The sequence below is a fragment of the Acidiferrobacter sp. genome (genome assembly GCF_054609335.1).
In genome coordinates this window covers 12,887-24,386 of sequence record NZ_JBTRWP010000020.1, presented here as the reverse complement: position 1 = coordinate 24,386, position 11,500 = coordinate 12,887, and the positions used below count along the sequence as shown (strand labels likewise).

At 63.8% G+C, this 11,500-nt stretch carries 13 protein-coding genes; 12 read left to right on the top strand and 1 reads right to left on the bottom strand.

Annotation, left to right across the window (positions count from 1 at the left end; translation table 11 throughout):
* The first annotated feature begins 271 nt into the window (after positions 1-271).
* Positions 272-1,438: a type IV pilus twitching motility protein PilT gene (locus ACYCTF_RS07055; protein ID WP_461283081.1), complete on the top strand. Its 1,167-nt coding sequence runs from the start codon at positions 272-274 to the stop codon at positions 1,436-1,438.
* Here the strand turns inward: ACYCTF_RS07055 and ACYCTF_RS07050 are convergent.
* Positions 1,419-1,979, bottom strand: a complete 561-nt coding sequence (locus ACYCTF_RS07050) for a TM2 domain-containing protein (protein ID WP_461283082.1) — start codon at positions 1,977-1,979, stop codon at positions 1,419-1,421. The genes ACYCTF_RS07055 and ACYCTF_RS07050 overlap by 20 nt on opposite strands.
* Before the next feature lie 56 nt (positions 1,980-2,035).
* Here ACYCTF_RS07050 and ACYCTF_RS07045 point away from each other — a divergent pair, with 56 nt between their 5' ends.
* The 11 genes from ACYCTF_RS07045 to purF are packed head-to-tail and all read left to right on the top strand — an operon-like array spanning position 2,036 to position 11,494.
* Positions 2,036-2,968: a LysR family transcriptional regulator gene (locus ACYCTF_RS07045; RefSeq protein WP_461283083.1), complete on the top strand. Its 933-nt coding sequence runs from the start codon at positions 2,036-2,038 to the stop codon at positions 2,966-2,968.
* The gene (locus tag ACYCTF_RS07040) at positions 2,965-3,705 is read left to right on the top strand and encodes a type 1 glutamine amidotransferase (protein ID WP_461283084.1); all 741 of its coding nucleotides are present in this window, start codon (positions 2,965-2,967) and stop codon (positions 3,703-3,705) included. Before ACYCTF_RS07045 ends, ACYCTF_RS07040 begins: the two co-directional genes overlap by 4 nt.
* A gap of 2 nt (positions 3,706-3,707) precedes the next feature.
* Complete coding sequence (locus ACYCTF_RS07035; RefSeq protein WP_461284756.1) at positions 3,708-4,058, top strand: Crp/Fnr family transcriptional regulator; 351 nt, start codon at positions 3,708-3,710, stop codon at positions 4,056-4,058.
* Positions 4,059-4,094: 36 nt separating this feature from the next.
* Positions 4,095-4,715 carry a phosphoribosylanthranilate isomerase gene (locus ACYCTF_RS07030; protein ID WP_461283086.1) on the top strand — a complete coding sequence of 207 codons (621 nt, stop codon included), beginning with the start codon at positions 4,095-4,097 and terminating at the stop codon, positions 4,713-4,715.
* Complete coding sequence (gene trpB / locus ACYCTF_RS07025) at positions 4,712-5,920, top strand: tryptophan synthase subunit beta (protein WP_461283087.1); 1,209 nt, start codon at positions 4,712-4,714, stop codon at positions 5,918-5,920. Before ACYCTF_RS07030 ends, trpB begins: the two co-directional genes overlap by 4 nt.
* Positions 5,908-6,726, top strand: coding sequence for a tryptophan synthase subunit alpha (trpA, locus tag ACYCTF_RS07020; protein ID WP_461283088.1), 819 nt, complete (start codon positions 5,908-5,910; stop codon positions 6,724-6,726). Before trpB ends, trpA begins: the two co-directional genes overlap by 13 nt.
* Complete coding sequence (gene accD, locus ACYCTF_RS07015) at positions 6,723-7,616, top strand: acetyl-CoA carboxylase, carboxyltransferase subunit beta (RefSeq protein ID WP_461283089.1); 894 nt, start codon at positions 6,723-6,725, stop codon at positions 7,614-7,616. Before trpA ends, accD begins: the two co-directional genes overlap by 4 nt.
* The gene (gene folC / locus ACYCTF_RS07010; protein ID WP_461284758.1) at positions 7,562-8,896 is read left to right on the top strand and encodes a bifunctional tetrahydrofolate synthase/dihydrofolate synthase; all 1,335 of its coding nucleotides are present in this window, start codon (positions 7,562-7,564) and stop codon (positions 8,894-8,896) included. The genes accD and folC overlap by 55 nt, the downstream gene beginning before the upstream one ends.
* Complete coding sequence (locus ACYCTF_RS07005; RefSeq protein WP_461283090.1) at positions 8,874-9,452, top strand: SPOR domain-containing protein; 579 nt, start codon at positions 8,874-8,876, stop codon at positions 9,450-9,452. The genes folC and ACYCTF_RS07005 overlap by 23 nt, the downstream gene beginning before the upstream one ends.
* Positions 9,449-9,940 carry a CvpA family protein gene (locus tag ACYCTF_RS07000; protein ID WP_461283091.1) on the top strand — a complete coding sequence of 164 codons (492 nt, stop codon included), beginning with the start codon at positions 9,449-9,451 and terminating at the stop codon, positions 9,938-9,940. The genes ACYCTF_RS07005 and ACYCTF_RS07000 overlap by 4 nt, the downstream gene beginning before the upstream one ends.
* Positions 9,941-9,979: 39 nt before the next feature.
* Positions 9,980-11,494, top strand: coding sequence for an amidophosphoribosyltransferase (gene purF / locus ACYCTF_RS06995; protein WP_461283092.1), 1,515 nt, complete (start codon positions 9,980-9,982; stop codon positions 11,492-11,494).
* The last annotated feature ends 6 nt before the right edge of the window (positions 11,495-11,500 follow it).

Genomic DNA, 11,500 nt, shown 5'->3' with positions numbered 1-11,500 from the left:
CCAAGGCGTGGAACTTCGCGCCCAAGGCCTGAGGCGTGTAGCCGCGATGATGTTCCTCGCCTTTTTAGATCTTCGGCTCGAGGCAAGCCCAGGCGCGACCCTATGGTGGCGTTGCTTGCAACGCAACCCCGGTGTTTTCCGGGGGAAACAGCAAGGTCAACGCTGCGAGAAAGGTCTCAGGCCTCTTTGCCGGATCCCGATGGCGGCCGATATTTTTTGGAGATGTACTCGGGGGTGGCTTCGGTTTCGATCATGGCGAGTGGTGTGGTGAGTGACGCAAGATCGAGACCGGGCCTCCTTGCGTTTCTTGGGCGGCTGCTACAATGAGGGCATGGAAAGCGCGACTGCGGCTGTAACGAACGAACCGCTCGAGTGGCTGAGCGCGGTGTTGGCTGAGGCGGCCCGTTATGGGGCTTCGGATGTGCATCTGCGCGCGCGTAACCACCCGGTCCTGCGGGTGGATGGTGTATTGCGGGCCCTGGACGATCGGCCGCGGCTGACCGTGGAGCGTGTCGCCGAGATCGGCGAGGCCATGATGGACGCCCGCCAGCGTGCCCTGTTCGCGCGTGACCAGCAGGTCGATATGTCGCGTGGATTCAAGGGGATAGGGCGAGTACGTGCCAACATATTCCTGCAGCGCGGGACCGTCGCCTTGGTGCTGCGCGTCATCCATAGCGTGGTACCGCCGCTTGGGAGTCTGGGGTTGCCCGAGATGGTCGCCAAGTTGACGCAGGTCGAGCGTGGGCTCGTGCTCGTGACCGGTGCTAGCGGTTCGGGTAAGACGACGACGGTCGCGGCTCTCGTGAACGAGATCAATCTGACTCAGACTAAACACGTCCTAACCATTGAAGACCCGATCGAGTTCCTGTTTGCTGAGCAGAAGTCCCTTATCACCCAGCGCGAGATCGGAGTGGATGCCCCCAACTTCCATGAGGCCATGCGTGCGGCGCTGCGCGAGGACCCGGACGTGATCCTGTTGGGCGAGATGCGCGACATCGAGACCATTGAGACGGCCCTGCAGGCGGCTGAGACCGGGCATCTCGTGGTGGCTACCGCCCATGCCCCGGCGGCACCCGAGGCTGTGAATCGCCTCATCACCGCGTTTTCCGCCGAGGCGCAAGCCGGGATACGTGTCAAGGTCGCGCAGAATCTGAAGGCCGTTGTTACCCAGCGTCTGTTACCGCGGGCGGATGGGCAGGGGCGGGCGCTGGCATGTGAGCTCTTGACGATCTCGGCGCTTGCCCGCGAGCTTATTGCCGATCCCGCCCGCATCAAGGATCTGCCGGAGCTCCTGAAACGTGGGAGCGTCCACGACGGTATGCTGTCCTTTGACGCCTGCCTGCTTGCGCTCGTCAAGGCCAAGCGGATCGCGCCGGCGGTCGCCTTGCAGTATGCCTCCAGCCCCAACGACCTGCGTCTCAAGATCGAGGGTTTTTGAGCGACTTGCGACGTTCCGTATAGGCCCGCAGGGCCGCCTCCTGTTCCTGAAAGGATTTGGACTGGGGGCGGCCATTAGAGTCTAGAGGGGGGGTCTCGGTCGCGTGTCCGGCACGTTCCCGCTCCTTGACGGCTACATAGTCGCGGATATCGACGTCCTGGTCCGTATAGCGGCCGCGGAAGCCGGCGGGGGGCGTGGTCCCTTTGCGCAGGGAGAGGTCGAGGCGTAGGGTCTTGTTGTAGGTGGTGAGCCGCCGTTCGAGGGTCGCGAGATCGGCCACCGCCAGGGCCAGATACAGGGCGCCGAACCCAGCCGGGGCTGGCCACGGCGCAAGGAGCGCCAGCACTCCGAGCGTCAGGCTCGCGGCCAGGTAGGCCAGACCTCGGCGCCGTTCGTGAAGATAGAAGGCGTGGAGGCCGAGCGCGAAGCCCATCCAGAGACCATAGGCGACCGCGGGTTTACGCAGGCGCTTGGTCAGCTCGAGGTTGAGGGACTGGAGCCCGGCGCCGGAGAAATCCCATTGTTTCCAGGCGTTAGTCATAAAATCATTGTATACTACTTGGCCTACGGGCGCGCGTCTGGGGGGTAGGAAGAGGCATGGCTGACCGGCGACTACAAGTATTTCATACAGTGGCGAAGCTGTTGAGTTTTACGAAGGCCGCCGAGACTTTACATATGACGCAGCCGGCCGTGACCTTCCAGGTGCGGCAACTCGAGGAATTCTTCAACACCCGCCTGTTCGACCGAACCCACAACCGCATCAATCTCACAGCCGCGGGCGAGCGTGTCTTCGAATACGCCGACCGCATCATAACTCTCTACAACGAAATGAATATCCGCGTGCGAGACATCACGGGAGACGTGTCAGGGGTGCTCATCATAGGGGCCAGCACGACCATCGCCGAGTATGTGTTGCCCGCGCTTCTGGGGGAGTTCCAGGGGCGCCATCCGGATGTTCGTATCCGGTTGAGTGTGTCGAATTCCCTCGGCATCGTGCATATGGTGGAGAGTAACGCGGTCGACATTGGTATCGTCGAGTCGCCGATCGCGAACAAGACCCTGGCAGTCGAAGTCTGTTGGCAGGATCAGCTCGTATTCATCTGCCGGCCCGACCATGCCATGGCGCGGGGGGCCCGGGTGCCGGTGCGCGAGCTCCTGGAGCTCCCGTTTCTGGCCCGCGAGGAGGGCTCGGGGACCCGCGAGGTGATCAGCGACTATCTCGCGCAAAACGGGCTGCAATGGCACGATCTGAATCTGAGTATGGAATTCGGCAGCCCCGAGTCGGTCAAGAGCTCCGTGGAGGCCGGATTGGGTGTGTCGATCGTCTCTCGGGCCACGGTCGCCAAGGAGCTACGGCTTGGTACGCTGGTGGCGTTGCCCCTGGATCCACCCATCGATCGCCCGTTCTCCTTCGTGTACCAGCGCCAGAAGTTCCGCCTGCGGGCAGTGGAGGAGTTCATGCGGTTCGCGCATACGCATTGCGAGCAGCAAACCCGCGCCGAATTGCTCGCCAAGGCCCATATATCATGAAGCAGTTCGCGGTCATTCAGCATACCTATTCCGAATTTCTCGGGCTGATAGAGAACCAGCTCGAGAAGCGCGACATCGGCTTCGTCTATTTCCGGCCCTTCGTGGGTCAGGATCTGCCTGGTAGCGCTGGGCAGTTCGACGCGTTGTTCGTGCTCGGTGGTCAAGACCCGCCGAGCGATCACGAGAAAAACCCCTGGCATGACGATGAATTGCGGCTGATTGGTCTGTTCCGCGAGGCCCGCCGGCCCATGGTGGGCTTGGGCTACGGTGCCTTGCTCTTGGCCGAGTACGAGGGCGGAAGCCTGAGTCCCGAGCCCTTTCATGACGCCTACTGGACGACCGCACACAAGACCCCTGCAGGGGAGGGCGATGCCTTGGCCGAAGCAGTCGATGGCCGGCCTGTACTGGTCATGGCTAACGGCCGCGCGGCCCTGCCCGGGGGCGTGGCGCCTATTGTCATAGATGATGACGGCCGCTGGATCGCCATACGCCCTGACCCCATGGCCTATGGGCTCTTGTTTCGCCCGGAACTGAAGCCCGGCATGATCGAAGACATGATCATGGAGGCCAAGCGCAAGACGCCCGCGGATATCGGCGACCTCCTCACCGGGGCGCGGCAGCATTGGGGGGATATGCAGCGCACGACCGATCAGGTGATCGTAGCCCTCGTGAAGGAGCTCGATCTGATGGTGGAGCGGCGCAAGATGCCGGTCTTCCGATTGAGTATCAGCGAATAAGCATGAATCGTCACGAGAAGCGATTGCTGGCGGTGTTGCGCGAGCTTTCAGAGGACGGTCAGGAGCAGGTGCTGGCCTTCGCCGAGTTTCTGCACCTGCGGCAGGGGCGTGTCGAGCCTCTGGTCCCGACCGAGCCCGTGGTCATTGCGCGTCCCGAGGGGGAGAGCGTGGTGCGTGCCATCAAGCGTCTGGCGGCGAGCTATCCCATGCTCGATCGCGGCAAGATGTTGAACGAAACCTCGACCTTGATGGCGCAGTGCGTCATCGGGGGCCGGCCGACCGAAGAAGTGATCGACGATCTGGAGACGCTCTTTCGGACCCACTTCGAGGCGCTCAGGTCCGCTAAGACTTAAGTCGGAGGCCGTGCCTCTGGTACACTCCATCGCCCTATGCCGACGCGCGTAAAGATTTGCGGGATCACGAGCCCTGCGGACGCCCAGGCGGCGGCCGCGGCCGGCGCCGACGCCATCGGGCTCGTGTTTTACGCCCCGAGTCCGCGCGCAGTCGACATCGATGCGGCGTGCGCCATTGTGGCTGCCCTGCCGCCGTTTGTGACGCGGGTCGGGCTCTTCGTGGACGCCGCGCCCGAGGAGATCGAGCGGGTGTTGTTGAATGTCGCCTTGGATGTTCTACAGTTTCACGGTCGCGAGACGCCCGAAGACTGCGGACGCTATGGGCGGCCCTACCTGAAGGCGATCGCCATGGGCGAGGGCGTGGATCTGCATGCAGCGGAAGTCCGCTACGCGGCGGCCCAGGGGCTCTTGGTGGATACCTACCAGAAGGGGCGCCCCGGCGGCACCGGGCGGGCCTTCGATTGGGGGCTCGTGCCTGCGGGGCTTGCTAAGCCTCTCATTCTGGCGGGGGGCTTGACCCCGGAAAACGTCGGGGAGGCCATCGCCCGAGTAGGACCCTATGCTGTGGATGTGAGCGGCGGCGTCGAGAGCGCCCCTGGAATTAAGGACGAGCGGCGTATGCGGGCGTTTTGTCGCCGCGCGCGAGGAGAGTCATGAGTTACGAGCAGCCGGATGCACGCGGCCATTTCGGGCCCTATGGGGGGCGATTCGTCGCCGAGACCCTGATGGGGCCACTTGCCGACCTGGAGCGCGCCTACGCGCAGGCGCGTATCGATCCGGTCTTTCAGGCGGAGCTCGCCGCGGATTTCCGGGATTACGTGGGTCGGCCCTCACCCCTCTATCTTGCCGAACGGCTCACGGCCGATGCGGGTGGGGCGCGTATCTATTTGAAACGTGAGGATTTGAACCACACGGGGGCCCACAAGGTCAACAATACGATAGGCCAGGCGCTGCTCGCCAAGCGCATGGGCAAGAAGCGTCTGATCGCTGAGACCGGGGCTGGCCAACACGGTGTGGCGACCGCCACCGTGGCCGCGCGCCTGGGGCTCTCCTGCGTGGTCTACATGGGCGCCGAGGACATCGCCCGCCAAGCCCCCAATGTCCGGCGTATGCGCCTTCTGGGGGCCGAAGTGGTGAGCGTAACCCTGGGCTCGCAGACCTTGAAGGACGCCATGAATGAGGCCATGCGTGACTGGGCGACGACGGTCGATGAGACATTCTATGTGATCGGGACTGTGAGTGGTCCCCATCCTTATCCGGCCATGGTGCGCGACTTCCAGGCGGTGATAGGCGAGGAGGCGCGACGGCAGTTTCTGGAGCGCGAGGGGCGCCTGCCCGAGGCTCTGGTAGCGTGCGTGGGCGGTGGCTCTAATGCCATGGGCCTCTTTTATGCGTTTCTCGAGGATGCCGGAGTCGACCTCTATGGGGTCGAGGCCGCCGGCAAGGGCTTGGCGTCGGGCCTGCACGCAGCCCCCTTGACGGCCGCGAGCGGGCGCGGGGTTTTGCACGGGGCGCGCAGCTATCTCATGTTCGACGAAGACGGGCAGATCCGCGACACCCACTCGATCTCGGCGGGGCTCGACTATCCAGGCGTGGGCCCGGAGCACGCTTGGCTCAAGGATATCGGGCGCGCGCAGTACGTGGCCGTTGACGACGAGGCGGCGCTTGCGGCCTTCCATAGGTTGACCCGTCTCGAGGGGATACTCCCGGCTCTCGAATCGAGTCATGCGCTTGCCTATGCCCACGACCTGGCCGCGCGACTCGGACGCGAGGCCGCCATCATCGTGAATCTCTCGGGGCGCGGGGACAAAGACGTCGAGAGCGTCGCGGCCTACGAGGGGGCGAAGACGTGTCGCGCATAAAGGGCGTGTTCGCCACCCTGAAGGGCCGACGCGCGGCGTTGATCCCGTTCATTGCCGGCGGGGATCCGGGGCTTTCGGCCACCGTGCCCGTCATGCACGGGCTGGTGCGCGCCGGCGCCGACCTGATCGAAGTCGGCATGCCGTTTTCTGATCCCATGGCCGATGGGCCGACCATCCAGATGGCCCACCAGCGAGCGCTCGGCGCCGGGGCTACGACCCGCGCGGTCATAGACCAAGTGGCGGCTTTTCGGCGTGATGATGGCCGCACGCCAGTCGTTCTCATGGGCTATGTGAATCCTGTCGAGACTATGGGCTACGAGGCCTTTGCCAAGGCCTGCCAAGCGGCTGGAGTCGATGGCGTGATCCTTGTAGACATGCCCCCGGAGGAGGCCGCCGAATGGCGCGATTGCGCCTCCCGCGCCGGCATCGACACGATCTTCCTTTTGTCTCCGACGACGCCGGCTGAGCGGCTGGCGACTATCGGCGCCGCCTCCACGGGCTTTCTTTACTATGTCGCCTTGAAGGGCGTCACCGGGGCGCGCCATTTGGACGTGGCGGACGTGGCCGCGCGCCTTGCCGTGGTTCGCGCCGCGTCCGCGCTGCCTGTGGGGGTGGGTTTCGGTATCCGCGATCCCCGCTCGGCGGCCGAGGTGGGTCGCTTCGCCGACGCCGTCATCGTGGGCAGCGCGATCGTCGAACGGATGGCGGCCAAAAAGCCAATCGATGAGGTGTTGGCCGACGTCGAAGGCTTTGTGCGCGATCTGCGCGCGGCCTTGCCGGAGCGCGCATCGAGGATGTCGTCATGAGCTGGTTCGACAAGCTCCTGCCGCCCAAGATCAAGAGTCGAGGGGTGGCAAAAAAGGCGGTCCCCGAAGGTCTGTGGAGCAAATGTCCAGCCTGCGCCAGTGTTTTGTACCATGCCGAGATTGAGAAGAACGCGGGTGTGTGCCCGCGTTGCGACCACCATATGCGTATCTCCGCCCGCAAGAGACTGGCAGCCTTCCTTGATGCCGGCGACCGCCCGGAGATCGGTGCAGGTCTGGCGCCGACGGATTTCCTGAAATTTAAAGATGGCAAGCGTTACAAGGATCGCATGGCCGATGCGACCAAGACCACTGGCGAATCCGACGCGCTCGTCGTCTTGCAGGGCCGTCTGCAGGGCTTGCCACTGGTCGCTGCGGCCTTTGAGTTCGCCTTCATGGGTGGCTCTATGGGGTCTGTGGTGGGCGAACGCTTCGTGCGTGGCGTGGATGTGTGTTTGGCCGAGCGGTTGCCGTTTGTGTGTTTCGCGGCCAGCGGCGGGGCGCGTATGCAGGAGGGGCTCACCTCACTTATGCAAATGGCCAAGACCAGCGCCGCTCTGACGCATTTGGCTGACGCCGGCCTGCCGTTCGTTTCGGTGCTCACCGATCCCACTATGGGTGGGGTGTCGGCAAGTTTTGCGATGCTTGGGGACGTCATCATAGGCGAACCCAAGGCCTTGATCGGCTTTGCGGGTCCGCGCGTGATCGAACAAACCGTGCGTGAAACCTTGCCCGAAGGCTTCCAACGTTCCGAATTCTTGCTCGAGCACGGAGCGATCGACATGATCGTGCACCGCCACAAGCTGCGTGAGACGATTGCGCGCCTCTTGTCAGTCTTATCGAACCGACCGCTCGTCGCCAACACCATAAGCGCGCTGCACAAAGACCTCTGAACCACCGAACCCTCCAAGAATGGCTCGTCTATATTGACGGCCTCCACACGCGCCGTATCGAACTCGGACTGGATCGAGTGCGTGGCGTTTACGAGCGCATGCCGCAGCTGTCGTGCCCGGTCATCACAATCGGCGGCACCAATGGCAAGGGCTCGACTGCCGCCATGCTGGAATCGATCTATCGTGTCGCCGGTTACCGCACGGGGGCCTATTTCTCCCCACACCTCGTGCGCTACAACGAGCGGGTGCAGTTGAATGGCGAGGAGGCGACGGACGATGCCTTATGCGCGGCCTTCGCCGAGGTTGAGGGGGCCCGCGGGGATGTGCCTCTGACCTATTTTGAGTTCGGGACGCTGGTGGCGTTTTTGCTGTTTTCGCGAGCGCACGTCGATGTGGCCATTCTTGAGGTGGGCCTCGGCGGACGGCTCGATGTGGTCAACATCGTCGACGCGGATGTGTCGGTGGTGGTGTCGGTAGGTACGGACCACAAGGATCTGCTCGGACCTGATCGGGAGACGATAGGGCGCGAGAAGGCCGGCATCTTCCGTACCGGCCGCCCCGCGATCATCGGTTTCGACGTCTCGGAATCGGTGGTGCAGGAGGCGCGCCGCTTAGGGGCGCAGGCGCGCCTCGGGGGCCGGGATTTCCGGTATGAGGATGCTGGGTCCGGCTTGCGTTTCACGGGCGTCCGCGGCACTTTGGATCTGCCCTATCCGCCGCTGCGAGGAGCTTATCAGCTCGCCAATGCGTCGTGCGCGCTGGCGGCGGCCGAGGCCCTGCCGGCCTTGGCACTCACGGCGCGGGATCTGCGCGAAGGTCTTCAGGCCGTGCGGCTCGCCGGTCGCTTCCAGACCTTGCCCGGCACCGGGGCGCGTGTTGTGCTGGATGTCGCCCATAACAGGGAGGCGGCCCAGGCGTTGGCGCGGACTTTGGGTGAGCAAGGCGTGTCCGGGCGTACGCTGGGGGTCGTGGGTATGCTGAGGGACAAGCCCGTGGCTGAGGTCTTCGAGGTCCTGCGCGGATCGATCGACGCCTGGTTTCTGGCGTCGCTGGACGATCCGCGTGGAGCCGATGCGGCGTTTCTGGATGACGCCTTGCACAGTGTCGGGGTGGTCGCCGAGGGACTCTATGACGATCCGGTGAGCGCCTACGAGGCGGCGCTGGAGCGCGCCGGACCCGACGACCGGGTGGTCGTCTTTGGGTCCTTCAAGACGGTCGGTGCTATACTCGCATCAAGAGACGATCGGAGAGGGGGCGGTGGAGGGGGACGGGTCGTTTGACGCCAAACGCAGGATCGTCGGCGCCGCCATACTCGTGATCGCGGCTATCGTGTTTCTGCCGATCGTATTGCGGCAGCCGTCGTCTCCGGCGGCGGGCGGTGGGCAGGTGTTGACGGTGCGACGCGCCGCGCATGGTGTGCAGGTTGTCGTGAGCGGCGCGCCTGTGACCGCAGCGACCCAGGGTGCGGCCCCGGCGGCGTCCGCCCCGCTTGTGGTCTCCTCGGCTTCGAGCGTCACGCAGCCGCCGACCGCGCATCGCGCGAGGGTCAAGGTGAAGCCGGCGGCGCCACGTCCGCAAGTGGCGACCAAGTCTTATGTCTGGTATGTGCAGGTCGGGGCCTATGTGCAGGCGGTCGACGGGATCACTCTCAAGCACCGCCTCAAGGCGCAGGGTTTTCCCGCGCATGTGGAGTTGACCCGGCTTCCGAGCGGTCGGGGGGTGGTCGTGATCGTGGGCCCTTACGGCCGCGCGCGGGCGCGGAGCGTTTTGCAGGCGGTGGCTCGGCGTGACCGCGTGCAGGGATTTCTCATTCGGGAGGCGGCAGCGGCGCGATGAATTGGTTGGATGTCGTGATCGTTCTGATCGTAGGTCTTTTTGTCCTGGTGGGCGTGTTGCGAGGCTTCATTAGCGAGGTCTTGTCGTTTTTTACGTGGGTCTTGAGTTTTCTCGTGGCCTGGTTCTTTTCAGGGGACTTCACGGGCTGGTTCGCAGGCCATCTGCACGACGCGAATTTGCGGGCGGTGGTGGTGTTCTTCGTGCTGTTTTTCGGCTCCTTCGTGGCCTTGGCGATCGCCTCTCACTTCATTCGCGAGGCATGGCTCAAGATCGGGTCGCGTGCCGCCGACCGGCTCATGGGGGGCGTCATAGGCTTCCTCAAAGGGGGCGCGGTCATCGTGCTCATGGTCTTGCTGGCGGGCCTTACGCCCTTCCCCAATTACCGCAGCTGGCACGGTTCTTTGTTTGTGGGATATTTTCAGGGCGTGGCGCTCTATGTGGCGCACTGGCTGCCCGCAGACGTTGCCCGCAGTCTCCGCTATGGCTAAACTAGGCGGCTTTTCGGCGCTCCCCAAGGAGTTCCTATCATGTGTGGGATAGTCGGCATTTTGGCGAAGGGGCCTGTCAATCAGTCCCTCTACGACGGCCTCATCGTTCTTCAGCACCGGGGCCAGGATGCGGCCGGGATCATCACGAGCGACAGCAAGCGCGTCTATATGCGCAAGGATAACGGCCTCGTGCGCGACGTCTTTCAGGCCTCCCATATGCTCGCCTTACGGGGGAACATGGGGATCGGCCACGTGCGCTATCCGACAGCGGGCTGCGCCTCGTCGGCCGAGGCCCAGCCGTTTTACGTGAACTCCCCGTTTGGGCTTGCGATCGCGCATAACGGCAACCTGACCAACGCCGCTGAGCTGCGCGAAGAGTTGTTCCGCGAAGATCAGCGGCACATCAACACGGATTCGGATTCCGAGGTACTGTTGAACGCCTTCGCGCATGAAATGCAGAAGGTCGGGGGGGTGGCACTGACGCCCGAGCATGTCTTTCGCGCGGTGGCGGCTGTTCACCGACGGGCGCGCGGGGCTTATGCGGCGGTCATCATGATCTCGGGCTTCGGTATCGTGGCATTCCGGGATCCCTGGGGGATCAGGCCGCTTGTCTATGGGCGCCGCGATACGGATGGGGGCCCCGAGCATATGTTCGCCTCGGAAAGCGTGGCGCTCGACGTCTTGGGTTACGGGCTCGTGCGCGACGTGCAGGCGGGCGAGGCGCTGTTCGTGGATATGGAGGGCCGTCTGTCTATGCGCCAGTGCGCGGACAACCCGCGCCCCACGCCTTGCATCTTCGAGCACGTGTATATGGCGCGGCCGGACTCCATCATCGATGGTATCAGCGTCTATAAGGCGCGGTTGCGGATGGGCGAGCGGCTCGCGCGTAAATTGCTGCGCGAGTGGCGGGATCATGACATCGATGTCATTATTCCGATCCCCGATACGAGCCGCGCCGCGGCCTTGGAGATGGCCAAGGAACTCGACGTGAAATATCGGGAGGGGTTCATCAAGAACCGCTATATCGGGCGCACCTTCATCATGCCCGGTCAGGCACAGCGGAACCGGTCGGTGCGCCAGAAGTTGAATGCCATCGATCTTGAATTCCGCGGCAAGAACGTGATGCTGGTCGATGATTCCATCGTGCGTGGCACGACGTCGATGCAGATCATCCAAATGGCCCGGGAGGCGGGCGCGCGCAAGGTCTATTTCGCGTCCGCGGCCCCTCCCGTGCGATACCCGAATGTGTACGGGATCGACATGCCATCACGGCATGAGTTGATCGCCAACGGTCGGACGCCGGACGAGGTGGCGGTGGCCATCGGCGCCGATCGGGTCATCTTCCAGGACCTGGAGGATCTCATTGAGGCCGCGCGCGAAGGCAATCCGCGCATCGCGCATTTCGATACCTCGTGTTTTGATGGGGTCTATGTGACCGGGGATGTCGACAAGGACTATCTCGAGCACATTGAACTGGTGCGCGGAGACGCCGCCAAGTGCGCAAGCCCCATGAATGATCTCGTATCGACCGAGCTGCATACGTATTACTCATAAGCGCGA